The sequence below is a fragment of the Faecalicatena faecalis genome (assembly GCF_012524165.2).
GTDB classification, from domain to species: domain Bacteria; phylum Bacillota; class Clostridia; order Lachnospirales; family Lachnospiraceae; genus Faecalicatena_A; species Faecalicatena_A faecalis.
This window is the reverse complement of record NZ_JABACJ020000006.1, coordinates 1-26,426: the sequence shown is the minus strand read 5'-3', so window position 1 is coordinate 26,426 and position 26,426 is coordinate 1. Positions and strand designations below refer to the sequence as shown.

At 43.6% G+C, this 26,426-nt stretch carries 18 protein-coding genes; 1 reads left to right on the top strand and 17 read right to left on the bottom strand.

The annotated features are described in order from the left end of the window. Window positions 1–119 precede the first annotated feature (119 nt). From HGO97_RS08195 to HGO97_RS08150, 10 genes are all read right to left on the bottom strand, one after another. Window positions 120–2,384 (bottom strand): glycoside hydrolase family 3 C-terminal domain-containing protein, encoded by a 2,265-nt coding sequence (locus HGO97_RS08195; RefSeq protein ID WP_216240826.1) that lies wholly within the window; start codon window positions 2,382–2,384, stop codon window positions 120–122. An 85-nt stretch (window positions 2,385–2,469) separates the two neighbouring features. Further along, the gene (locus HGO97_RS08190; RefSeq protein ID WP_216240825.1) at window positions 2,470–3,978 is read right to left on the bottom strand and encodes a family 43 glycosylhydrolase; all 1,509 of its coding nucleotides are present in this window, start codon (window positions 3,976–3,978) and stop codon (window positions 2,470–2,472) included. A 90-nt stretch (window positions 3,979–4,068) separates the two neighbouring features. Continuing rightward, window positions 4,069–5,454, bottom strand: coding sequence for an MFS transporter (locus HGO97_RS08185; RefSeq protein WP_246597361.1), 1,386 nt, complete (start codon window positions 5,452–5,454; stop codon window positions 4,069–4,071). 424 nt (window positions 5,455–5,878) lie between these two features. After that, window positions 5,879–8,089, bottom strand: a complete 2,211-nt coding sequence (locus HGO97_RS08180) for a glycoside hydrolase family 3 N-terminal domain-containing protein (protein ID WP_216240824.1) — start codon at window positions 8,087–8,089, stop codon at window positions 5,879–5,881. Window positions 8,090–8,239: 150 nt separating this feature from the next. Next, entirely contained in the window at window positions 8,240–9,781 is a 1,542-nt protein-coding gene (locus tag HGO97_RS08175; protein WP_216240823.1) for an ATP-binding protein, read from the bottom strand. A 321-nt stretch (window positions 9,782–10,102) separates the two neighbouring features. Beyond that, the gene (locus tag HGO97_RS08170; RefSeq protein ID WP_216240822.1) at window positions 10,103–12,532 is read right to left on the bottom strand and encodes a glycoside hydrolase family 2 TIM barrel-domain containing protein; all 2,430 of its coding nucleotides are present in this window, start codon (window positions 12,530–12,532) and stop codon (window positions 10,103–10,105) included. Further along, window positions 12,516–13,421, bottom strand: a complete 906-nt coding sequence (locus HGO97_RS08165) for a glycoside hydrolase family 43 protein (RefSeq protein WP_216240821.1) — start codon at window positions 13,419–13,421, stop codon at window positions 12,516–12,518. The genes HGO97_RS08170 and HGO97_RS08165 overlap by 17 nt, the downstream gene beginning before the upstream one ends. Window positions 13,422–13,462: 41 nt before the next feature. Next, window positions 13,463–16,009, bottom strand: a complete 2,547-nt coding sequence (locus HGO97_RS08160; RefSeq protein ID WP_216240820.1) for an alpha-L-rhamnosidase — start codon at window positions 16,007–16,009, stop codon at window positions 13,463–13,465. A 224-nt stretch (window positions 16,010–16,233) separates the two neighbouring features. Next, the gene (feoB, locus tag HGO97_RS08155; RefSeq protein WP_216240819.1) at window positions 16,234–18,357 is read right to left on the bottom strand and encodes a ferrous iron transport protein B; all 2,124 of its coding nucleotides are present in this window, start codon (window positions 18,355–18,357) and stop codon (window positions 16,234–16,236) included. 1 nt (window position 18,358) lies between these two features. Next, the gene (locus HGO97_RS08150; protein ID WP_216240818.1) at window positions 18,359–18,604 is read right to left on the bottom strand and encodes a FeoA family protein; all 246 of its coding nucleotides are present in this window, start codon (window positions 18,602–18,604) and stop codon (window positions 18,359–18,361) included. Window positions 18,605–18,732: 128 nt separating this feature from the next. Here HGO97_RS08150 and HGO97_RS08145 point away from each other — a divergent pair, with 128 nt between their 5' ends. Further along, complete coding sequence (locus tag HGO97_RS08145; RefSeq protein ID WP_216240817.1) at window positions 18,733–19,173, top strand: metal-dependent transcriptional regulator; 441 nt, start codon at window positions 18,733–18,735, stop codon at window positions 19,171–19,173. Here HGO97_RS08145 and HGO97_RS08140 read toward each other — a convergent pair. From HGO97_RS08140 to HGO97_RS08110, 7 genes are all read right to left on the bottom strand, one after another. Beyond that, complete coding sequence (locus tag HGO97_RS08140) at window positions 19,125–20,321, bottom strand: aromatic acid exporter family protein (protein ID WP_216240816.1); 1,197 nt, start codon at window positions 20,319–20,321, stop codon at window positions 19,125–19,127. The genes HGO97_RS08145 and HGO97_RS08140 overlap by 49 nt on opposite strands. 190 nt (window positions 20,322–20,511) lie before the next feature. After that, window positions 20,512–21,165, bottom strand: coding sequence for an XRE family transcriptional regulator (locus HGO97_RS08135; RefSeq protein ID WP_216240815.1), 654 nt, complete (start codon window positions 21,163–21,165; stop codon window positions 20,512–20,514). Between the two features lie 94 nt (window positions 21,166–21,259). Then, window positions 21,260–22,873, bottom strand: a complete 1,614-nt coding sequence (locus HGO97_RS08130) for a recombinase family protein (RefSeq protein WP_016440803.1) — start codon at window positions 22,871–22,873, stop codon at window positions 21,260–21,262. Window positions 22,874–22,984: 111 nt separating this feature from the next. Further along, the gene (locus HGO97_RS08125) at window positions 22,985–23,194 is read right to left on the bottom strand and encodes a hypothetical protein (RefSeq protein ID WP_002303258.1); all 210 of its coding nucleotides are present in this window, start codon (window positions 23,192–23,194) and stop codon (window positions 22,985–22,987) included. A gap of 986 nt (window positions 23,195–24,180) precedes the next feature. Further along, on the bottom strand, window positions 24,181–25,395 hold the full coding sequence (locus HGO97_RS08120; RefSeq protein WP_009243662.1) for an XRE family transcriptional regulator: 1,215 nt from the start codon (window positions 25,393–25,395) through the stop codon (window positions 24,181–24,183). Beyond that, window positions 25,392–25,544: a hypothetical protein gene (locus tag HGO97_RS08115; RefSeq protein WP_009321351.1), complete on the bottom strand. Its 153-nt coding sequence runs from the start codon at window positions 25,542–25,544 to the stop codon at window positions 25,392–25,394. The genes HGO97_RS08120 and HGO97_RS08115 overlap by 4 nt, the downstream gene beginning before the upstream one ends. A 299-nt stretch (window positions 25,545–25,843) precedes the next feature. Beyond that, window positions 25,844–26,426 (bottom strand): immunoglobulin-like domain-containing protein (locus HGO97_RS08110; protein WP_246597360.1); only part of this gene is annotated, 583 nt, incomplete at its 5' end.

Genomic DNA, 26,426 nt, shown 5'->3' with positions numbered 1-26,426 from the left:
TCTCAGTCCATTTTAGTTCTGGAGGCTTACGTATGTCAAATATCTGTCAGATATACACTTGTATATGTTCTGGCTATTCTTATTGCATTATGATACTGTTGCCAAACTGATTTTATCGATTACTGGTTAGCTGCGTGATTTAATACCTGGATGAATTCCCCCAATTGTCCATCGTCCATCCCAGTCATTTTAGTCAATTCGCGGAGTGGCATCCCATCCAATACATGCATTTCCATCTCATCTGACAGCGCCTCATCTTCGGATTCTTCTGTTTTACCGAACCTACTTCTCATCCGCTTCACAAGCCCGCTAATGACTGGGGCTGTTTTGGGATTTCTGATCAAATCTCCAGCTACCGTATTTCGGTGTACCTTTACAGGTAAAGCCACAGTACTTATTAATTCCACCACTGCACTCAATCTAATATCTCTGGATGAATGCCCTATCTGTACCTCATATTTCCCACTTGGGACATACCAATCATGAAGATCCACATTATATTCCGCAAAACTACGTTTGTTCAGTTCCATAATGACTGTTTTTTCCTCACCAGGATTCAAATAAATTTTCTCAAAATTCTTTAATTCCCGAATCGGACGGTTGGATGTTCCTGTCTGATTACTGACATATAGTTGAACCACTTCTTTCCCTGCACGATTTCCTGTATTTTTTACCTTCACAGATATGGTCAAGCAATCCGTATCCTTCATGCACTCTTTAGACAGCTTCAAATCACTATATTCAAATGACGTGTAGCTAAGTCCATGTCCGAACGGATAGCGCACCTCCATATTTTTCTTATCATAATAGCGGTATCCTACAAAGATTCCTTCCTTATACTCGACTTTTTCTCCGTCTCCCGGGAAATTCAGATACGACGGGTTGTCAGACAACTGATAAGGAACCGTCTCTGCCAGTCGACCACATGGATTCGCATCTCCATAAAGCAGCTTTACCGCTGCCTCACCGACAGCCTGACCTCCCAGATACATCTCCAGGATTCCCTTCACCTCATCTGCCCACGGCATTTCCACTGGTGAACCATTATGCAGGACAACCACGGTATTCGGCTGTACCTGGCAGATTTCCTGAATCAGATGATTCTGACAGTCAGGAAGGCGCATATGCTGTCTGTCATACCCTTCTGACTCAAAAGAATCTGGAAGTCCTGCAAATATAACCGCTGTTTCTGCCTGTTCTGCTGCCTCCACAGCTTCTCTAAGAAGAACCTCATCCACTTTATCCTCAACTGTCATATATCCCTGTGCATATACGATATCTGCAAAATCAGATGCAGCACTTACTGCATCGCTTACCTTAAAGGCATTAATATGCGAGCTTCCACCTCCCTGATATCTCGGTTTTTTAGCAAATAGTCCGATAAAAGCTGTCTTTCCGTTCCTGTTGAGAGGAAGAATTCCTTCATTCTTCAGCAGAACGGCAGACTCCTCCTCAATTTTAGCGGCCAAATTATGGTCCTTTTCCTTGTCCCAGACAGTCTCTTTGCGGTGATCCACATAGTCGTAAATCACATTTAAAACCCTCTCCACAGCCTGATCAAGTACTGCCTCATCCAATGTCCCATTTTCTACTGCTTTGATGATTTCCTTGTCATTGATACCATTCGTGGACGGCATCTCAAGCTCCAGGCCAGCCTTTAGACCTTCTACCCTTCTGTCTACTGCCCCCCAGTCTGACATGACATATCCTTCAAATCCCCATTCCTCTCGTAATACCTCTGTCAAAAGCCAGGGATTCTCAGAAGAATAGATTCCATTGATCTTATTATAAGAACACATCACTGTCTTAGGATGAGCCTCTTTAATCGGAGTCTCGAATGCCGCCAGATAAATCTCGCGCAGAGTCTGCTCGTCCACCTCGGATGACCCGGTCATCCTGCGGTATTCCTGATTATTCGCCGCAAAATGTTTGATTGATGTCCCTACCCCCTGCGACTGAACTCCTTCTATATGCGATTTTGCCATCTGCCCTGCCAAATATGGATCTTCGGAAAAATATTCAAAATTTCTTCCGCATAATGGGGAACGTTTGATATTCACTGCCGGACCTAAAATAGTAGATAAATCTTCTGCCTGACATTCATTTCCGATTGCAGTTCCCAATTCTTTTAACAAATCTCTGTCAAATGAACATGCAGTAGCACACGCTGATGGGAAACAGACTGCCTGAATACTTTCATTGATCCCCAGGTGGTCAGCCTGTTCATCCTGCTTACGGAGTCCGTGCGGTCCGTCGCTGACCATCACCGATGGGATTCCCAGCCTTTCAACATATTTCAGATGCCAAAAATCCTTACCTGAACACATGCCTGCTTTTTCTTCCAATGTCATCTTCTGTATGATTTCCTTGATATTTCTGCTCATTTTATATAACTCCCTTCTCTTGCGTCGTTACAGCTCACACCATTCAAGTGGCAGCATAACGATCCTTTATTACGCCCATCTCTTATCACTGAATCGAAAATTCTGCAAAATCTAAATCCCCTTCTTTCACCTTGAAATAAAGGGCATGTTTTCCTTCTACCTGATCCAGTTCAGATCGGGTTTCTGTCCAATTCTCTTTCCCGTCCGGCACTTCTACTGTAACACTTGCGATTCGTTTTCCTTCTGGCGAATCCAATAGAACCTCCATCTCGCCGCTTCCCCGCAGTACCAACCGGATTTCCTTTTCATCACCGTCAAACTGGAAATACTTAAACCCTGCGACTGCCCCATCCCTCATATTATGAATAAATGGGCGCATACTATGCTCTGCATTCTCATCGGTTTCCTCTGTAATGTAAGGCATCTCCTCTGGAAGTGCTGGCAATGGCTGTCCAGGCATGCTCATAACGACCTGTCCTACCTTTGTACGGTCACCTTCTGTTAGATGACATGCAATATAGCTTTGATAGGTCCCCCTCGCCGGAAGTCCACCTTCATTCAATCCACAGCTTGTTATCTCAATCTGCGGAATTGTACCATCCTCTAAAATCTGTACTCTATCCGCACATCCTTGGCGGCTGAATGCGGTCCCATGTGTATGCCTGTGCCAGAAGATGTAAACAGAATCGTCGGAGTTTCCTTTTGGAATCACAACAAGCCCGCCATGATTATTTCCCGTATAATTCACAGGCAGCGAATTCCCCTGATATCCGATATCCCCATTCGATACGATGACTCCCCGGAATTCAAACGGTCCCTCTGGACCTTTTGCCATACCATAACAGAGTTCATGTCCCTGCAGACTGGAGTATACAAAATAATACCATTCCCCGATTTTACGAATACTGGAAGCCTCAAAAAATGGATGTTCCTGATACCCTGTGCCCTCTGCTGTCTCTATCCCATGTGCTACACAGACCGGCTCACTGATTATGGTATGCATATCGTTTCTCAGCTTTACCATCATTGCGCCCGGATAATCTGCATTCTCCATCCCTGGAAAACGGACAGGCGGACAGAAGCCATAATATAAATAGTTGCCGTTCTCCTCACATAAAATCGCCGGATCGAACCATCTTCCCACCTCTGGGATACTTCCATCTTCACGAGTCACGTAATCCAGGAACTCATATGTTCCGGCAGGAGTATCACACACCGCGACCGAGATCACATTTACAGTATCCAGGGAGTAATACAGATAAAACCTTCCATCCGGCCCCTGTGTAACATCCGGGGCATACAGAAGACGGGGTCCTTCTCCTGTAAAAGCTGGTTCATATTGAGGGAGCTCCTTTCCATACGGTGCCCCATTGATCGGGTCCTGTTCTTTTCTATAAATAACTCCTTCACATCTCCAGTCACTCAGATTATCTATAGGTGCGCTCCAGCATACATAATCATCCTCGCAAAAGGAGGTCCCGTTTAATTTATCATGACTTCCATAAATATAGATTCTGTCTTCAAAAACATGAGGCTCCCCATCCGGTATCGTTTCCCAGAATGGCAGATATGGATTAAATACGAACTTTTTCATTTGATCAAATTCCTTTCAGATACAACTAGACTCCCCACTTCCGCGGGGAGTCAATTCGTTGTTTAATTTTAATTTTTTATCTTTGTCCTCTTACATATTTGCTTTCATTTCTTCAATCTCTTTCTCATATTTTGCAACTGGATTGAATAATACACAGATGATCAAAATAATTCCTGTCAATGAAGGTGCTCCAAATTTCAGGAAATTCAAAGCGAACATCGTAGATTCCGGCTGCTGTCCGATGGCACCTGCAATATATCCTGATGCAGACAGAACCGCTAAAATACCTGAGCTTACAACTGTGTTTCCACATTTCTGTGCAAATCCTTTGATGGATGAGATCACACCATTTGCAGATAATCCCTCTTTATACTGTATGTAGTCGATAGAGTCATTTACAAGTACATTCACAAGTGCATTCTGCATAGAAGCAAAGCATGTGGATAAGAAGGTCACTACACATAAAAATGTAAAGTTTGTCTTTCCAAAGAAGAACAAAATCACATAGCAGATGATGGAAAGTGTCTGTGACACAATCAGTGACTTCTGCCCTGTCTTACAGATTTTAAGCACGATTGGCATAAGTACGACCATGGAAATCAGTGCTCCGATTGAGATGACACCCATATATACGGAAATCAGGTCAGGTCTTGCATAGTAATACATCATATAATAAACAGATGTGGAGAACATCATTCCATATCCCATGGAAGCCATGATCCATGCAATGATATTCGGGAACAACTCCTTATGTTTCAGGATTAATTTCATGTCTCTTAAAGCTGTACCTTTTTCAACCGGCTGTAAATATTTCTCTTTTGATGTTGCGAATAATCCCCAGAAGGAAATAAATGCGAGCACTCCGCAGATAAGCATCAATGGAATATATCCGTTGCTAAATCCCAGTCCCTGGAAAAATCCTGTAATCTGTGGTGTAAAGGTGTTTCCAATTGTGAATGCGAATGCACATACACCAGCGCCCATTGTAATAATCATGTTTCTCTGCTCATTGTTCTTTACACATGCCGGAAGAATTGCTGACTGCGGCATGGTAAACATGGTAACTGTCATTCCATATCCGATATATACAACTAATACATAGATGATCTTTCCTGTTGTTGAGAATCCCCAGTCAACCCAAAGCAGTGTTGAAAACAGGGTCAATAAGATTGGAGCTGCAATAAAATAAGGTCTGTAACGTCCCCATTTTGTATGTGTCCTGTCAGCAATCACACCCATGATCGGGTCATTGATCGCATCCCACAGAGTAGCTACAAACATGATCATGGAACATGCTGCTGCCGGAATTTTTAAAGTGTCAGTCATGAAGACTGAGAAAAAGCTGGCAATTACTGCTGCAATCAACATTGCACCACCATTGACTGATGTAGCGTGGAACCATTTAAATGCTGCGGTAACTTCTTTGTCCTTATTCTTCGGAACTGCCACAGTGCCTGCTGTCATTTCGTTTTCCATAGTTTCTTTCTCCTTTTCCTTTACTAACTTTTCACCTTCGTTCAAGATAGTTATATTTTAGCGTGGCGCAGTGTATAATTCCATGTTATAAATTACCTCAAATCCGACATTTTTTCATATGCTCTTTCTGCACCCGACATTTTTTATTCCAGACCCGACATATCTTACGAACGGCTTGAAAACGTTGGTTTTTAAGGAATTGAGCTTTCATATGCTTTATTTTTACCTATTTCTATTATCTACAATATCCCCACATTTTTCAACTGCAAACACAATGAAGTTCTTAGTTTCCAGCAAAATCCTGACCATGAAAATCTTAGTTTTCTTAAAGTTCAATTTTTTGACCTTCATCCAATGTTCCAAAATGATATAAAAAAAGATATCCACTCAGGACTTTTTCCTGTGTAGATATCTTTTTCTTCATTTATTCTAATATCACTTTTTCACATAAGGTACATCTGGAGTCACCGCCAACATAGAAGAGAAACTCTCCCGGCTCTACTACATAGTTCATATTCCAATCATAATACCCTAGTTCTTCAAAAGGTATCGTAAATTCCACCACCCTTTTCTCTCCCGCAGCAATCTCTATCTTTTTGAATGCTTTTAGCTGCCTTACCGGGCGGACTCTTTTTGCAGCCAAATCCCGTACATAACATTGCACTACCTCTGCCCCGTTAAAAGAACCGACATTTTTTACAGACACACAAATCCGAAAGGCTGACTTTTCCTTTTCGATATGGAGGTCTTGATATTCGTACTGCGTATAACTAAGGCCGTGACCAAACGAAAAGACCGGCTCGAGCGGAGCATCCAAATACTTCGAGGTAAACTTTGACTTCCCTCCTGGACGCCCTGTATTGATATGTGCGTAATACATTGGACACTGCCCGGATGCATAGGGAAATGTCACCGTAAGCTTTCCACTCGGATTCACATCGCCAAACAAGATGTCTAGTACTGCATTCCCAGCTTCTATCCCTGGATGCCATGCTTCTAAAATCGCCGGCATATTCTCTGCAAGATCAGGAATTGCCAAAGGCCTGCCATTAAACAGAACAATAACGACCGGCTTTCCAGTCTTTAGCAAATCCCCGGCAAGTTTAACCTGGGTCTCTGGAAGTGTGATTGCCGCCCTGCTCGCAGCCTCACCGCTCTCATCCTTTTTCTCACCAAGCACGGCAATCAGGACCTCTGATTCCGATGCAATCTTCAACATATTTTCACCATTTTGACTATATCGATAGGAAATCCCGCGTGCCTCACATGCATCCAGAATGCTGACACAATCCTCTGCATTGGCTCCAATCGCCCAGGCACCTGTCATCTCTCCACGGTCCGCCGCCAGCTCCCCAAAGATTCCAAGACGTGTCCCTGTCTTCAAAGGAAGAATTGGCTTAAACCCACAATCTGCAGGAGAAGAATACGCACCATGATACTCCTCATTTTTCAGCAGTACCATAGAATTCGCTGCTGCCTCCCGAGCTAATTCCCTATATTGGGGCCGTAGTAGTGTAGCCTTTTCACGTTCCTCATCTGTCTGATATGGATGATCGAACAGACCCAGCTCGAACTTTACCCTCAGAATGTTCTCAACTGCAAGGTCTAACACGGATTCAGAAAGCTCACCGTTCCTGACAAGCTCTGCAAGCTCCTCCACATACACATTTGAAGTCATATCCATATCCATCCCTGCTTCCAGGGCCGCTTTCGCTGCACTCTTCCTGTCGCAGACAATTCCGTGCTCCACACATTCACCAATTGCATTGGCATCGCTGATGGTCATACCATCGAATCCCCAGTCCTCACGGAGCACCTTTCTTAACAGCCATTCATTGACAGAACAAGGGATTCCGTTAATATCATTAAACGCAGGCATCACAGCCCTTGCACCAGCATCGATGCATGCCTTATATGCAGGAAGATATTCCTCATAAAGTCTCTGCATGGACATATCTACACGGTTATAGTCCTTCCCTGCCTCCACGGCTCCGTACGCTGCAAAATGCTTCACACAGGCAGCCATAGCATCATCTGCGGTCAAATCTTCTCCCTGAAATCCACGCACTTTAGCGGCTCCATAAAGTGCATTGAGAAGCACATCCTCACCCGCGCCTTCACTGACGCGTCCCCAACGTGCATCCTTTGCGGCATCTACCATCGGGGCAAAGGTCATATGTACTCCTGCGGAGGTCGCTTCCTCTGCCGCCATCCTGGCAGTTCGTTCCCATAGCTTTTCATCCCAGGCACAGCTCTCTGCTAATGGAATGGGCGTCACAGCCCGGAAACCATGAATCACATCATATCCGAACAATAACGGAATACCGAGCCTGGTCTCCTCCACTGCAATCTTCTGCAGACGGTTCGCGGTTGCAGCATCGCCGATCCCGTTATAGGAACCGATTCTGCCTGCCCGCAGATCCTCCTCATGGAAATCCTGTTCTGCTGTGCTCATCAGTCTTCCAAATTCCTCCTGACTGATCCTCCCATCGAACATCATATCCAATAGTTCCTCAAAGCTGACCTCAAAAGCACCTACAAGGGAAGGCCCGCACTGCTGAAGCTGTCCGACCTTCTCTTCCAAAGTCATCTTCTGAATCAAATCTTCTATTCTCTTCTGATAATTATCCTTCATGATTCATCCTCCGAATTCCTGATATTAGATGCCTATTGAACTGCATATGTCCAATTTAATCATTCTCTATCTCATATCTTAAAAGGAGGCCGCCGCAATATCCATGTTATATTTTCTTGAGAATCCGACTTTTTTTCATTGTGAGAAACATCAGGTCCTTTCGCGCATACCAGTCGTATAATATCTCTGAAGCTTGCTCTGCGGCTTCTCGGGCATAGTCATCGCCAGCTTTCCACACTCCAGCAAAGGATTCACATACTTTTTCATAGCATAATATAAGGTCTTTACACCCATGAATTCCGCAATCTCTGTCTTAAGCCTGGGCTGTATACAGAACTTTAATAAATCCTGAACTCCTCTCTCTTCCTGCTTCTCCTTATCATTCTTTCCCGTCTCTATCTCTCTGCTGACCTCATATAATGCACTCTCTCTGACGAACATCTCCTGGCTTAGTTCACGATGGTAGGTAAACGTCCCGTTATAAAGAATCACCACAAATTCATTCCGACGGTTCTCAAAAATAGGCTCTGGAAGACCAGCAAGTGCCATCTCCTTTCGAATCGTGGGAATTCCCGAGTATCTGTTCTCCGCTCCTGTCAGGCTCTCTGCCATGACCGCCAATGCCGGATTACGAAGATCAGGACGAGCCCGGCCCAATTGTTCTACCGTCATCCTTCCGTAGAGATTCCCCGGACTGTGTATCTCCAGACGATCCTGAAAGAAATTAATCTGCACTGGAGTTCCTTCCGTATGCATACTGTAGTCTCGGTGAATCAGAGCATTCAGAATGGCTTCCCTGACTGCACTCACCGGATATTCCGTCTTATCCCTGCGTCTGCCTGTCTCTGAATCAATGATTGTCTTCACCTTCATGTTACGCTTACAGAATCCGACTGCCTCCTCTACCATCTCAGCTATGGTCCCGCAAATCCGCTTATTATCCATGAACCGCTCCAAATCTTCTCCGACATCCCCTATCTCATATCCTGGAACCACCACGGCCGTAATGCCATACTGGGGAAATACTCCCTGCGGATAGATGCAGAAGTTCATAATCCCCGCAAGAGTGGGAATCCCTCCCCGCGTCACATTCAGCATCTCCAGCATCTGCGCCTCTTCCAGCAAGGAAAACTGTGGGCGCTCGGCCTTCTTATCGTTCAAAAAGCGTTCAATCCTGCCACGGTCCAGCATGGAAAGGTCAACCCGATCTACTGTCCGCTCATCATCATGCACATGCCTGCGGTAGGCTTCATAACTATAAATCTCATAATCCGTCATCGGAAGATCCGCATCCCCCACCCTCACGTATGCTCCCTTCACTCTGCCAGCCCCCTTGTAATAACAAGGACGTTCAGACAAATCAACGGCAGGAATCTCTGCAGAACAGATATTCACACCTTCATATTCCGTAAATGTAAAAACGGCCCTTACCGGAGGTTCCATCTGGTTGCACTGTTCCGTCACCTTCTTCTGAAGATCCTGCAGGTCATATACTCCCACTGCCTCAAATAAAAGCCGTTCATCTAATCCAAACAAAAGAATGCCTCCGCTGTCCTGGTTAGAAAAACTAGACAGGGTATCATAGAGTCTCTTAGGACATCCTTCTTTTGCCGTCTTCACTTCTATATACTGTGCCTCTGCACGCTGTGTCCTGACTTTTTCAGCGAGTTCTTTTAATTCTTCTTCTAACATCTGATCCCTTCTTTCAAATAATCTGTTTCAATTTACGCTTATTTTTTGAAACATATGACAAGTTCTTCTATTTAAATAGTACCATTTCAATCTTTATTTTGCAAGTTTATTTTTAGTTTTATATTTTTGTTTCAATATTTCAATATTTATTTTGTATATTTTTCTTCTTTAGTAATTTTTTCTTTTAAACTAAAAAAGCAGGCGCTTCTCCCTTTCTCCCCATACCAGACTATTTCATCATACAAATACTGGTTGTACATGGGGCAGATCGGTTTTCAAACGCCTGCCTTTTTATTTTGATTATATTACCTTTAATGCCTCTTATATGAGGTTAAGTTCTGCAGTCTTTCCATCCTCTGCGCTTACTTTTACCTGGATCTTCCCGCTTCCGGTCCTCATAAGAATGATCTGCGCACGGCCGTGGAAGGTCTCTGTCACACCCTCGTTAAAATTATATTTCGGCTTTGGATTTCCGCTGCCAAATCCGACCGCTTCTGCACATCCCTCGACATTCAGAGTTATTTTCATATCACTGTCTGTTACTGTATTGCCATCCTGATCACAAAGTACTGCATCAATATAGATCATTTGGTCCTTCATCTCTGGCTCTGCTGTCAACACAAGATTTCTATCCTCTCCGGCGGTATGAAGCTCTATTTGGCCCATTTGATTTCCATCTTCATCATAAGAGACCGCCAAGATTGTTCCCGGCTCGTAGGTGGTTTCAAATAATGTCCTGAATCCTGCTGCTTTTCCGGCTGGTTTTCTTCCGCACGACTTCCCATTGATAAATAGTTCTGTTTCTTTTCCTTGTGAATAAACTTCGACTACAACCGGTTTTCCTTCACACCCGCCCCAGGTCCAGCTCGATACGGTATCACTGATGACCCACGGAGTCTTGATCAACTGCTGACCATATCTGTTCGGATCCTGTACGGCAATATAAGGCTTTGTACGCAAGCCGAACACAGCCTCACGGTAATAAGACGCCGGTCTGCGGAATCCTGTAATATCCAGGTCACCAGGGTAAGCAAGCTGGCATGGGAACCCTGCTCCAAATCCGCCTTCGCCCCACTGATACGCCGGCACACCGACTCCTGCCTCTCCGATATAATCCCATCCTGTCCAGGTAAAATCCCCAATCACATGATCCAGCTTCTCAACCAGATTCCAGTTTCTTGCAATTTCCGGTGGATATGTCTCGCTTCCTACGATTACACGGTTCGGATAAGCCTCCCCATCCAGCTCGTATCTGGCGGTCATATAATTATAACCTGCTATATCTACACCTGCACAGGCCTTTTCTAGTCGTTCCGTAATTGCATTGTGGACCACGATTTCGTCCATATGTCCATCCATCAAAGTCATAAAATCATTGACATTTCCATCGATTTTTCCTGCCTTGCTTAAATCGGATACCACATCTGCCACAATCCTATCTACCTGGTCTCCTGCTGCAAACACACCATTGATGGATGCCAGCGTAAATCTGGTATCATCTAATTCCTTTATTTTACTGCTCAGGTCATGACAGATCTTTGCACCATGATCCGTACCGATTTCCGGGATTTCATTTCCAACAGAATATAGGATAACAGAGGGATGATTAAAATCCTTCCTCACCATTGCCGTCACATCTTTCTCCCACCACTCCTGAAAATACAGACCATAATCGTAATTGGACTTGCATCTGTTCCACATATCAAAGGTCTCGTCCATCACAAACATCCCCAATTCATCACAGGCACGCAGCATCGCAGGTGCCATCGGATGATGTGACATGCGGATCGCATTAAATCCGGCTTCTTTCAGCTTTCTGATCTGTCGAAATTGTACCGAATCATAGGTCGCTGCCCCTAAAAGACCGCTGTCATGATGGATGCATGCTCCTCTGAGCTTTACAGTACTGCCATTCACACGAAGTCCCCGCCTTGCATCTAAAGAAAGAGTTCGGATTCCAAATTTTTCACTACTTTCATCTATGACTTTGCCATCCTTTATCAAACGAGTTACACAAGTATATAGAACAGGCGTGTCATCGGACCACAGCTCCGGTTTTACTACTGTCACTCGTTGTGACATCTTCCGTTTTTCCTGTGCAAAAACTGTTACAACAGTACTATCCTGTGCTGCTATATTTCCTGCTGTATCCTGAATGACAGTCTCCAACACGAGTTCTGCTGGTGTATGGAAGCAATTTTCTAATTCAGTATCAACATGTAAAACTGCATACTCCTCATCTGCTGATTCCGTTTTTACCTGAACGCCTTCCGGGACGATATGCACAAGGTCGGAAACAAGAAGGTAAACATCCCTGTAAATTCCACCGCCAGAATACCATCGACTGTTGGTCATTGCACCATTTCTCACCTGGACGCGGATTTCATTTTCCTGTCCAAATCTCAGAAAATTGTTCAGCGGCACATAAAATGTGGTATAGCCAAAGGGATTTTTCCCAGCAAGCTGTCCATTCACATAGACGAAAGCATTCATGTAGACGCCTTCAAATTTAAGCATCACTGTCTTATCCTTGTATTCTTCTGGTGCCTGAAACAGCTTCACATAATTATACACATCTCCATCGCGATAGCCTGTATTTACTCCATTCAGACTCTCTTCATGAGCTGGCTTTTCAATCATTGCGTCATGAGGCAGTGTCACCTCCCGTGCAATATCCGGTATGTTCCATACCAACGCAAAAGAATCCCCCTCTATCCAGAATTTCCAATTATCATTAAACTTCATTTCCATCTTTCTTCTTCTCCTCTTCCAAAAGAAATAATCCATCTTCTATTTTTACATCCACAAATTGAGGACGTTCCTGATACTTATCATTCGGGAAATGTAACGTAAATTTCAGTTTCCCGTCCCGATTCCGAAAGAGCATTCCATGGCCTCCGTTCTCGGGATAGACCGCCTTCTTCTGCTGCCTCCATGGACCTGATATCGTCCCGCTTGCTGATAGCGCCGCACCCACTGCATAACCATGATTGCTCCAACTGGACCAGGTCATATACAGTCGTCCGTCTTCCATCTTCATCAAACAAGGGCCGTCCGTAAAGTAGACATCTCCCTTCATTCCGAACTCCGCCTCTGCAACTGGAACCGGTCTCGCCCAGTCTGCCTCTGCAGCAGAAAACATCAGCTCCGGCTTGGACTTGCTCGTCTTTAAATCCTGGGATAGCTCGATATAACACATATCACCATCAGGATGATCTTCAAAAGAATGGGAAAAGACCAAATACGGAATCTCATTGTCAAAGTAAAGTGTCCCGTCAATGCAGGACCAGTCATCTGGTGTCAGCCTGCCGCTGTATATCTCAAATGGTCCCGTCGGAGCCTTGGCCTTCAAAATATAAATTCCTTTTTTCTGACTCTCACATCCAAACGTAGTGACCAGATAAAAAGCCTCTTTATAGCAATAACATTCCGGCGCCCAATAATTCCTGTCTGCGAAAAATCCCTCCGGCCTGCGGAAGATCTCGAAAGGTCCCTCCCAGTCCTCGAGGTTCTCGCTGACAAAGCAGTCAAACCCGTCTGCAGTCTCCCAGCAGGTCTCGCTTCGTGTGCCATACATATAATACCTGTCCTGGTGGACCATAATATAGGGATCTCTGATATTTATTTCACTCGTCTTCATAATGAAGCCCCTTCCTAACTCTTCTTTTCTCTGCCTGTCCCTTATCTTACGAACTGATATGTTCCCGCTGTAAGCTTCTCACACTTCCCATCCGGGAATCTCATCCTGGCCTGTGCTCCAAACGGTACCTGTACCTCATATGTCACGCTTCCGTCGTTCTGACAGTTCCACTTGACTGTGTACCTTCCAGCCGCAGTATCAAGCGTACATTCTGCATACTTCAGACACTTATCAGGATGCGGCTCAATGACTGCCTCTCTGAAACCTGGGCGCGATGGACGGATTCCGCACACATCGCTGTACATCCAGGCCTCGATACTTCCATAACTGTAATGGTTGAGGCTGTTCATCCCTTCCTCGCTGATTTTCCCATCAGGAAGTACCGAATTCCACCTCTCCCAAATTGTCGTGGCACCCAGATTGACACAGTACAGCCAGCCCGGAAATTCCTCGTTCAATAACAGGTCAACGGCTGTTGTATGATGCCCTGTATGTGTAAGCGCCGGACATAACAGCGTGGTCCCAACAAATCCCGTGTTCAGATGGCTGCCATTTCGCCTCACTCTTTCCTCCAGCCTTTCGCCTTCCTCTTTCTGTTTCTCAGGCATCAGGCCAAACTCAACAGCAATTGCTGAGCCAGTCTGTGTCTTACATACACAGCATCCATTCTCATCAAAATAGGTCGTCTGTATCGCCTGTAAAATCTCTTCTGCCAGTCGTCCATACTCCTTCGCATCCTTCTCATATTCGCAGATTTTTGGGTCCTCTTGGCGGATACCTTCAGTTAACATTTTTGCTGCCTGAGAAATGATTTTCGCACCCTGATAATAATATGCACTTGCAATATAGAGAGGATCGGTCGCCCCGAATGGTCCTGGCTGCTCATTGTCTAGTGCCAGCCAATCCGCAAAATGGAAGCCGTCCTTGATCAGATGTGGTCCACCCAATGCTTCTTCCTTTTTCCTCTCACAATTGATCCATGCCTTCATCCCGGGATAACACTCTTGAAGCAGAGTCCTGCTGCCATAATGAAGAAATACATTCCACGGAATGATGACTCCTGCATCTGCCCATGGACAGGAACCATGCTCTGCTACCATCCCCTTTTTCAGCCTCGGTACGACGTTCGGCACGGAGCCGCCCAGGATACTCTGCTCTGCCCGCATGTCCCATAGATACTTGCGGTAAAATGCAGGCATGAACATGTTGTAGCAGGCTGTCTCGGAAAATACCTGCGCATCCCCTGTCCATCCAAGACGTTCATCTCTCTGCGGACAATCGGTGGGCACATCCAGGAAATTATCCTTCTGACTCCAGAGTGCATTCAAAAATAATTGGTTCACTTTTTGATTACCGGTCTCTATCCATCCAGTCTGGTCAAAATCACTTCTTAAATGATATGCCGTAAAATCCTTTTGATCTACCATGCAGTCACACTCTACCTTCATATAACGGAACCCGTAAAACGTAAAGTGGGGCCTGACATGTGCCTTTTTTCCATTTGATATATAGATGAATTCTGTCTTTGCTGTCCTTAGGTTGTCGTGATAAAAGCATCCGTCCTGCATGATTTCAGATGATGTTAATTTTATTTGAGTGCCTGCCGGGAGACTGCAGTCGAACTCCACCCATCCCGTCAGGTTCTGCCCAAAATCAAATACCAGCTCCTGTTTTGGGGTCTGAATCACTTCCTGTACTGGAAAGCTTTCCTTTTTTACAATGGGAAGGCTGTATCTGTCCGACAACTCTTTGCAGCCCTCAGGTTCGCATATACGCACCCCTTTCCAGTCGTCCAGCTCCTCCAGGCGCGCATCATAGACCTCACCATCATAGATATTGCTGAACGTAATTGAAGATGCTTTACTTTTCCAGCTTTCATCCGTACAGAGAAGCGTCTCTGTCCCATCATCCTGCTCCATGTAAAGCTCCCCGATCGCATAGCATCGATCACCATACAGATTCGTATAGCCGCCGTCAAACCCCAGTCTTCCTTTGAACCAGCCGTCTCCGAGCCAGATTCTAATCTCATTCTTTCCTCTTTCCAGATAATCTGTCACATCATATGTCTGGACCTGAAGGTGAAAATCATAAGAATGGTACCCCGGAGCCAGGAATTCATTTCCTACCTTTTTTCCGTTTATGTACACCTCATAGATGCCCAAGCCGCAGAGATATAATCTGGCTTTTACAGGCTTTTTATGGACATCAAATGTTCTGGCAAGGATGGGCTGTACCGACTGATCCAACGCAGGAGTGATCCATTTCCCCTGCCAAGGCTCGTCCATCTTCCCCGTTTCGAACCAGCTCTCTTCTGCTGCCTTCTCCTGGTTATCTGCAGTGACACAGACAGACCACTGATATCTTGTGCGTGGAGACAGACTTAGATCCACTGGATAATCCAGACTATCTGCAGATTCCTCTTCTTTGCTGTCAAAGAGGACATCTTTTCCCTTTTTTACCATAATCCTGGCTGACTTCTGATATTTTGCGCCATCAGCCTCTTCTACTTTCCATGAAAAGCTCAATGGATTTATCTGAAATCCCATCGGGGTCTCGATGTGATTTACTCTAAGCTGTGTCAACTTCATTTCTTATGTCCTCCCTTTTCATCTATAAAAAAATAATCTGTCTTTGCTTTTTGTAACAAGTAGATAACCGGACATCATACCTATGAAAAGCGACATCTCATACCTATCCCTTTTTTCTCACTATACTTATTTTAAAAGCCTTCTTCTTAAAACACCACTTCATAAATTTATGGAAATCCGACATTTTCTAAGATGATGAAATTTTGAATCTCCATTGATGGGGGCTAGCCCCCCATCACGATCCGTGCAGTCTGTGCCACACCAAAACAAAGTAACAGCCCTGCAACAGTCGGAATCATAAGCGCTGCAGCCGTCCACCGCCAGCTCCCAGTCTCCTTTTTGATTGTCAGAAGTGTCGTCGAGCAGGGCCAGTGCATCAATGAGAACAGCATCGTACATGCTGCTGTCACCCAGGTCCAGCCATGATTTACGAACAGAAGCTTCATCTCCGACAGATTCCCCAATTCCATGATACTTCCCTGGGACATATATGCCATAATAATGATCGGAATCACGATTTCATTTGCCGGAAGTCCTAAAATGAACGCAATCAATATCACTCCATCCAGTCCAAATAACTTTGCGGCCGGATCGAGCATTGTCGCGCAGTGATTCAGCAGACTTTGATTTCCTATGAAAATATTTGCCGCGGTCCATATAATCAGACCTGCAGGTGCGGCCGCCATAACTGCACGACCCAGGACAAACAAGGTTCTATCAAAAACGGAGCGTACAATCACCTTGCCGATCTGAGGCCTTCGATAGGGCGGAAGCTCCAGAGTAAAGGAGGATGGCACCCCCTTTAATACCGTTTTAGATAAGGCCCAGGACACCAAAAAAGTCATTCCAATTCCCAAAAGAATCACGAGTGTCAAAATAAATGCGGACAAAAGCGAAGAGATACCTCCACTCTGTGTACCAATAAAAAACATCGTAATAATTGCAATCAGCGTCGGAAAACGGCCATTACACGGTACAAAACAATTGGTCAGAATTGCGATCAGCCGTTCCCTAGGTGAATCAATGATCCGACATCCAGTCACGCCGACCGCATTACATCCAAATCCCATCGCCATGGTAAGGGCCTGTTTTCCACAGGCACAGCATTTTTTGAAAGGTTTATCCAGATTATATGCGATCCGAGGCAGGTATCCCGCGTCTTCCAGAAGAGTGAACAGTGGAAAAAAGATTGCCATAGGGGGAAGCATTACGGAAATCACCCAGGCCAGCACCCGATAGATGCCCAGTACCAGCATTCCGTGAAGCCATGGCGGTGCACCCATATATTGAAAGAAACGGGTCAGTTGATTCTGGATTTGGAAGAAAAGCTTTGATAACATCTGGGACGGATAGTTCGCTCCCACAATGGTCAGCCACAAAATCCCCATCAGCAATATGGCCATGATTGGATATCCCAGGACTCTTCCGGTCAAAATCTGATCTATTTTCCGGTCCTTTAAATCCGGGCGTTTCTTCGTACATACGACAGCTTTACTGCTGATTTTCTCAGCGGTCTGCATAACTGAGGACACGATTTCTTCTTCCAGATATGTCTGATCAAGTCCCGCATCTGTCAGTTTTTTCCTTGCTCTGTCTAAACACTCCTTTACAGATGGTATACTACAGATGTCTTTTCCAAAATAGTTTTTCACCTGTTCCCCTAATGTATCGTCATAATCCAGCAGCTTTAAGGCCAGCCACCGGGAATTCAAGCGACCCAGAGTTTCCCCTACCGCAGGCTCCAAAATAGAAATTGCCTCTTCCAGAACATTTGGATAGATTACTTGAAAACTTTGATTTCTTTTGCATTCCAAGCTTTCCACATCTGCTGCCCTTACTTCCCCATCTATTTCATGCATCATCTGGTCCAGTTCCTTTAGAAGCTCATCCAGTCCCTTTTTGTCCCGGGCGATCATTCCGACGACCGGAACTCCCAGCTCACTCGATAATACATCCAATCTTACATGGATTCCTTTTTTCTCTGCTTCATCCATAAGATTGATACAAACAATCACCCGGTCTGTGATTTCCATTGTCTGAATGACAAGATTCAAATTTCGTTCCAAACATGTAGCATCACAAACAATCACCACTGCCTGTGCATCTCCAAAGCAGATAAAGTCCCGGGCGACCTCCTCCTCGGCTGAATGTGCCATCAGGGAATAGGTCCCCGGAATATCAACCAATTGATAAGAATATTCCCTTGTGCTGCAATACCCTACCGCATTTGCCACTGTCTTGCCCGGCCAGTTCCCGGTATGCTGATGCATATTTGTCAGACTGTTAAAAACGGTACTTTTCCCTACATTTGGATTTCCCGCGATTGCAATCATTTTTTCTCTGGACATCTCAAGCTCCCTCCGGCATTTGAATCAAAATTCTCCTTAAGTCATCGGAACGTATGGCAATCACTGCTCCCCGGACCAAAAATGCATGAGGATCTCCCCCGGGACTTTTTCCTACACATTCGACCTGGGTCCCTTTTACCAGTCCAATATCTAAAAGACGTCTGTGAATACTTCCATCCGTCCTCAATTCCTTAATGACTGCTTTCTGCCCCGGCTGTACGTCATTCAGACTATGTTCCTTTTTCATAAGCGCCACCGCCCTGTCATAGAATTTAGGATAAGGAAACTTTCTTTCCTGCTTCTATAATATTAAGGAATCAAAAAAGTGTGACTGATCTAAAACGTGACTTTGTAAAGAAGAGGAGAAACTTTTATATGGGCAATAGAAATGATTTTTATACACAAAAAGGATATGAACTACATAATACAGATGATCTGACTGCATCTATGGAGGACTATCTGGAGATGATCTGCCGGATGTTAAAACAGCAGGATATCGTCAGAATCCAGGAGCTGTCTGAAAGGCTTCATGTAAAACCCTCTTCCGCCTCAAAGATGGTCAATGCTTTAAAGGAAAGAGGGTATCTCTCATTTGAAAAGTACGGTTATCTGACTGTCACTCCGAAAGGCCGCGAGGCTGGAAACTATTTGCTTTACAGGCACAATGTCCTGCATGAATTTCTCTGCCTTCTCAACGACTCAGAAAATGAATTGGAGCAGGTCGAAAAAATCGAACACTTTATTGACAGAAGGACAATCGAGCATCTTCAGGCCCTGTTAGATGAACTGAATTCCTCTACCGCTTTTTCCCAATAGACCTGGAACTGCGTGTCATCGATACATTCTACGAACTCGCGTTTATACTGTAGAAATTCCTCTAAATCCATCAGGATATGATACAGAACTGCCCTGCTCTCAAACTCCTCACGGGTGACCGGAAGTTCCTCACGTTTCATATCCTCAAACAGCTCTTTCAGACGCATAAGCTGCTTTTGTGGATCATTCATTTCCATTACATGCTCTGATAAATATAGGATAAACTCGGCGATGATGTCTGCCTGTCTGGGCATTTTCTTGATTTTCTCTAATTCAGAATGCAGACTCTGCAGCGATTTACACTGCTTCATACGCATCTCAAAGTAACGGCTGTAATAGCTGGTATGCGCCTGAAATGTATTATACTGATAAATCCGTGCCTGCTCCTGAAACTCTTCCACTCTCTGCTCAAGCCGGTCTAATTTCACCCAGACCGTATCCGTACATTGCTCTGCCCTATCCTGCTGCGCTTCCTCATTTCCTTGCGTTTCCTCTTTTCCTTGCATTTCCTGAAAATTTTCTCTGGACAGATCATAGGCAAGCATCTTCAAAACGTCCCGAAAATCTGCTTCTACATATCGGATTCCAGTAATAATTTTTTCTCTCTGTCTTCCGTTATGCTGAAATAGGTTGACGACCACAGCAATCAGGATACCAATTAGAACAATCAGAAATTCGTTAACAATAAAGCGGGGACTAAAATCCCGGGTAGATAAAAAGTGGGTCCCGATTACCGCATTCACCGATGCAGTCACCCTCCAGCCGATCCATTCACTTAGTATAATTAGAAAAAATACAAACACGCCAAATGCAGCGCCATTATTATTGATTTTTGTAAATACAGCATAGCATAACACAACAGCCATCACAAAGGTCAGAATACGTGCTGCTGATAACTTTAATGTCTCCCACCTTGTCGTCAATATCGTTAATAAAGTGACCATCCCTGCCGAAGCCGCGAATTCCAAATGCAGCGCCGAGGCCGCAAACATCGCCGCTCCGCTCCCCGCTGCAATTCTCACTGACTGAATCAGGATCGCAGGCTCAAAAACGAATCTCGGCCTTTTGGGATAGATGTTTTTCCAACGGAGCCTGAACGATTTCCTTTTTAAATTATGACCGTCTGTCTCTTTATAAACCTCTGGCATTCTATTCTCCTCTCCCTTTTCCCTATATGATTGCCCTTTTTCTGTCACATATCCAATATGACCTTACCCTGTTTTCATAAAAAAATCAGATATCAAATACTTACGAAGCTTCATTTTACCATACAAAAAGCGCTCCAGGGAAGTATGGATGCATGTGTCCATATACTGCCCTTAAGCGCTTTTAATGTTCTTATTTGATATGTGTCCCTACCAGAGTAAAAATATCCAGCAAAGGTTTCCATAGATTCGGATGGTGTTGGAGAAGGAAGTGTCTGATCGTCTCTTCCGCAATGCCCTTATAATATACCAGCTCATATACACCGTCAGGATTTTCTGCAATCACCGTCTTTCCTGCTGCCGCAACGCCGACCGCAATCTCTCTGCCATAGACCGCAACTCCGCCCGCGTAGATACCGACCGCCGCTGTACCGACTGCCAGTATGCCCAAGGCGACTGCCCCCATTGCAGCGCCTCCGCAGGCAATGGCCCCCAAGGCCAGCAGCCCAAGAGCAAGACATCCCACAGAAAATACACCTACAGATATCAAGCCAATACTAATCACTCCTATGGCTAAATTTCCAATTGCAATGATTCCTTTCGCCGCACAATTTTTCCCAAGCTTTCGTGAAAATCGGATAGAAACGAGCGGAAGTCCTGCAATTGTTGTCTTACTCGTGAATTCATATCCGTGGATATAGCTGCGGATTTCCTCCACAGTCTCCTCAAACTCGATCTGCCCGGAATCCCTGCAAGGATATCGAGCCTCTTCCTCTTTTATTCTATCGAGTGGTACGTTCTTGTCTAAGGAGTCCTCTTCTATATAATCTTTTACAAGATAATCCACGCTCACCTGAAAGATCTCGGAAAGTGTGATGATCTTTGCCAGCTCAGGAAGTGCGGTACCGGTTTCCCTTAGTTAAAAATATTACTCTTGTTGATTACTCAACTTTTCCGATAAATCGGTAATATATCTCAATTTCCTGTATTCTTTCGTTATCCTCATTCGTTGTTGCTTCATGTATGAGGATTTTTTCTATCATGGCATTTAATAATGGTGCTGTCAGTTCCTTTGGTACGGAATATTCCTTGATTAACTCAATCCACTTTTCAGCACCTATCATATCCTGTTCCATTTTACTTAGTTCTTCTCTTAGGCTTGTTATCTGCTGTTCCAGTTCTATCTGTTCTTTTTGGTACTTGCTGGACAACATCACAAAATTTCGCTCTGTTATCTTCTCACAGGCTCTATCTTCATACATTTTCGCAAATAAACGGTCAATCTCATTTTGTCTGTTCTCGGCTTTCTTCAATGTACTTGCCTTTTTCTTCTTTTCCCGTATTCGCTCTGCATTGCCAGCCTTTTGTATCTTATTCAATACCTTTTCTTCGTCCTGCTGTACTGCCTTAGCCCAATACTGCAAGCGTTCCAATACGGCTTGATACAGCACATCATAACGAATGTAGTGCATAGAACAATTACCTTTGCCAAACTGCCCGTAGTAACTGCAAGCATAATAACTGTAAGGCGTTTTATTTGCCTTATTCGTTCCAAATCTCATAGACCAGCCACAATCCGCACACTTGACAAGCCCTGCAAAAATCGGCGTTGCCTTTTCCTTTGTCTGTCTGCGTCTTGATTTTATCTGCTCCTGCACACGATAGAACACTTCCTTGTCAATAATCGGCTCGTGAGTGTTTTCTACTCGAAACCATTCACTTTCGGGTTTACGCACTTTCTTTTTACTCTTGAACGATACCGTAGACTGCATATTGTGAACACTGTTTCCGATATAAACCTCACTTTTCAATATCGCCTTGACATGAGCAATCGTCCACTCATAACGCTTACTTTCGGGTTTTCCCTCAAAGATATGTGCAAAAGTACCGTATCTTGTAAAATTTAGCCATGACGCTGTCGGAACTTTTTCTGCTCTTAACTGCTTTGTGATTTTTGCACTTCCGTAACCTTGATAGGCTAGGGAAAAGATTTTTTCAATAATCCATTTTGTTTCATCATCAATCAACAGTTTTCCTTTGATGTCAGGGTGTTTCTTATATCCTAACGGAGCATAAGCACTGTAATGAGCCCCCTCCGCAAACTTTGTCTTAAATGCTGATTTGACTTTACGGCTTGTATCTCTTGCCACCCATTCATTGATGATGTTCTTAAATGGTGCAATCTCACTTTCGCCTTTTTCGCTGTCTACACCGTCATCAATCGCTATGTAGCGGACATTATGACTAGGGAAATACAATTCTGTATATTGTCCTGTCATAATATAATTTCTGCCAAGACGGGAAAGGTCTTTCGTTACAACACAGTTGATTTTTCCTGCCTCTATATCCTCAATCATTCTTTGAAAACTCGGTCTGTCAAAATTTGTTCCCGACCAGCCGTCATCAATATATTCATCAATGACATTCAAATGATGTTCTTTTGCATATAAACGCAACATACTTCTCTGTGTGGTAATGCTGGAACTTTCGCCCTGTAATTCATCATCTCGGCTTAACCTAAGATAAAGTGCAGTATTGTAAATCTGTTGTTTCATTGTCAGTTATCCTCCTTTATAACTAACCCGTGTTTACAATACCTGCTTGCAAGTAAAGTATAACACGGGTACTTTTTGTCATTCAATCTATTTCTTACAACTGCACTGATTTTATGCGATTGTCTGCTTTGCTTTTTCCAGCATGACATCAGTTAGAAGTTCTTCCATTGTTTTGCCCTTTTCGGAAAAATGCTCTTTTACTACAATCTTTGTCTTTCCTCTGTTGCCAATGCCACACTTGCCATTTTTCTTTTGAATTGTTTTTACAGCATTATCAATAACACATACCCCCTTTCTGTAAAATCTTTCTAAGCAATTCAACGGCTTTTGTCATAGCCCACAGGAGTTCCACCTCTGCATAGTTCTTATGTAGCCGTACCCATTGCGTGCGACGCTCTGAACGCTCAAGCTGTGGCTGTACTGGAGTATCATTATCTGACAGTACAGGTCATGGCGATAAAAGAGGACAAATCTTTTATAAGAACACAAATAGGTTTTCGCTCGCTCTTGCAGGGGAAAGGTCGTGGCGTATTTGTTTCAACGGCTCGCTGTCTGTCAAACGTATTGAATTGCTTTATTCAGTTGTCAAAGAACACGAAAGAAGAAAATCATCTTTCCTATATACTGCGTTGGAAAAGAGGGGAAACGTAACCAAAATCCAAAACTTTTTCCGTTATTAGTACAAATGGAACGGTTCATTTTGGCAATCAACGGTTGATTTTCTCCTTTTTCACTACTATCTGTACAGCAAACGTCCATTTGCTAAGTTGAAATGGAAAAATTTTAACTTCTTTTCTTGCACCATATAGGGATAGACATTGTCATTTTGCTAAGTTAATGACGAAAAAAGATTATTTTTCTTTTCACACCCTAACTACCCAAACCATACCGTTACTGCCAACAATAGAATGAAATATTTTCTTTGCACCATATAGGGAACGGAAACCTTAAATTGTTAGGTTTAGAATAAAGTATTTTCCTCTTTTCACATCAACACTCAACTGATAATGCCTGTTTGAATACAAAATGATGATGCTTTTCTTCTTTTCATAGAACACTGTCCACAAATCACGAATTTCCGTCATTTTTTCAAAACTTTTTTCTTCTTTCACTTCATATAGGGACAGCAAGCCCCGATTTAATGACCTATTTTCAAAAAAAGTTTAGATTTCCTTTTCTCGCACCATATCTGTACGCAAGTAGCCGTTTTGTTGCAGATTTAATAAAAAATTTATTTTTCTTCTTTCACTTCACATAGGGAATGAAAACAGCTCTTTGCTGACTAAATCTGAAATTTTTCAATTACATTAAAAAATACCGTCATTCTCTTGTGGAACAGCGGTATCTATACGTTCTTCTATGGTTGATTTCTCTAATTGTAATAAATGTTTATGCTTGTCTTTAAGTTCTGCCTGCTCAATCATATCTTTCAGTATCGTTGTATGATTTTCTCTGTCTAATGCCTGTACCATTTTTATTGTTGGTGCAACTTGTCTTTGTAGCCAATGCAACGCTTTTTGTAAAGTGTAAGGCTCTGGCTTTGTGGTTAAGCGTATCGGCTCTCTGTTTTCCCCTACAAACCATGCCCAATCATCATTTGTTATCCATTGACTTTTTGGCTTGTCGTCCTCTCTGTCAACAAAGCGGACATAATGATTGATGATAGAAAAAGCGGTGCGTTCAGCGTCCCGATAGGTCAGTAAATCTACAACCGCATAATAGGCTCGTTCATTCTTCATGCGTATTTCAAAACGGTTCTTAATCTCCGTATCTTCAATTTCTGTGCCATTCTTGACATACTGCTCATAATTTTTCTGATAAGCACACATATATAATTCGCTACTTGTTGAACCGAGATATAAGGTTTCTCCTGTATTCTTTGGTAAATCGCTACCGCATTTTTCTGTACCGCTGTAATCTTTCTGCATACGAAAATAGGAAACACATTCGCCAGCCTTGTATTTTTCCTTTAACTTTGGAATATCCAATATTCCTGCTCGGTCATTGATAGCCAAATCAAGCCGTTTCATCACACCACCAGCCGTCATACAATCCAGCATGAAGTCATACCATGAGCGTTCCTGTGCCAGCAGATAACATTCCATTTGCCGACAGCCTTTGCCTTTCAGTTCCAATAAAACACCTAAATGCTCCTGCATGGAACACATGATATTGATGTCGCCAAGTACATATTTGCTTTCATATCCGTATTTTCCATAATCTTCATAAAGCATATAATCAGATTTCAGTTGTAATACATCACGGATAATCGCCAATGCGTCCGTAGTAGGAAAGCGGACACGAAAGTAATCAATCAATAAGAATAGTGGTTCTTGCGGATTGAAACGCTCAATCTGTTTTTCTATGACTTCTCTTAATTCGTCATTCAATGGCTGTTTCCCTTTTTCAATGCGGTTGTAATATTCACGGCTGATACCACAGGCAACAGCAAGCCTTGTTTGTGTTACTCCGTATTCCTCACGCTTTTGTCTTAGTTCTTCAATAAAGTTTTTATCATTCATTCTAAAATTCCTCCAATCAAAAAAGCAACTACCGTATTTGATAATTGCCTATACTTAAATTTCTGCAAAAGAAAAAGACAATCAATTTCTCGTTTGAAATCAACTGTCTTTCCTATGTCTTGTTCAATTTTCCCAAGTGATAATGGCATAATTTATATCACACCATGTAAAATGCAGTTTCGCCTTGTAAATACAGCGTTTTCCGCTTGTTAATGTATATTGACTCTTGTTTTTTGTGCCCCCCTTGTTAGATAACGGGGGCTTTGAACGGCTCGCAGACTCGCCCAACCGACGAAGTGAACCAGCCCCTCGCCAGCAAGCTGGCGTGCCGGAAAGTCTGGAGACTTCCGCTACCGTGTCCGGTTCACTTCGTCGGTATAAAAATTTCTTATGATAACACACAACAGCCTGTTATCTCTTTATCCTTCCATGTTTTTAAAGAAACACCTTATTTATGCTCTAAGGCTTTCTTTTTCTTAAATACCGCTAGAATTGCGATACCTAATGCACTGATGACTAATAAAGAAGTGAATAGACCTACATTTGTCTGATCGCCTGTTTTTGGATTGCCTGTATTGTTTATTTTATCTCCACCGTTATTCGGCTTTTTCTCTTTATCCGTATTTGGTGTTGATATTTTTCTCTCTTTGACTGTGACTTTAATCGTCTTAGTATAGGATGCTCCTTGGCTGTCTGTTACCTTGTAGGTTACTTCATATACCCCAGCTTTGGTTGTATCCACCTCATTCTTCACAACTTCGAGATTTGCTGTGATGTCGCCGTCTTCCTTATCGCTTGCTGTTACATCTGCTTTTGGGTCAAAGGTATCACCGACTGTAATTGTTTTATCGGTCGCTGTGATAATTGGTGCTTCGTTCAGTGTTTCCATCTTCGGATTCACTGTAACCTGAATTGTTGTTGTATAGGATGCTCCTTGGCTGTCTGTTACCTTGTAGGTTACTTCATATACCCCAGCTTTGGTTGTATCCACCTCATTCTTCACAACTTCGAGATTTGCTGTGATGTCGCCG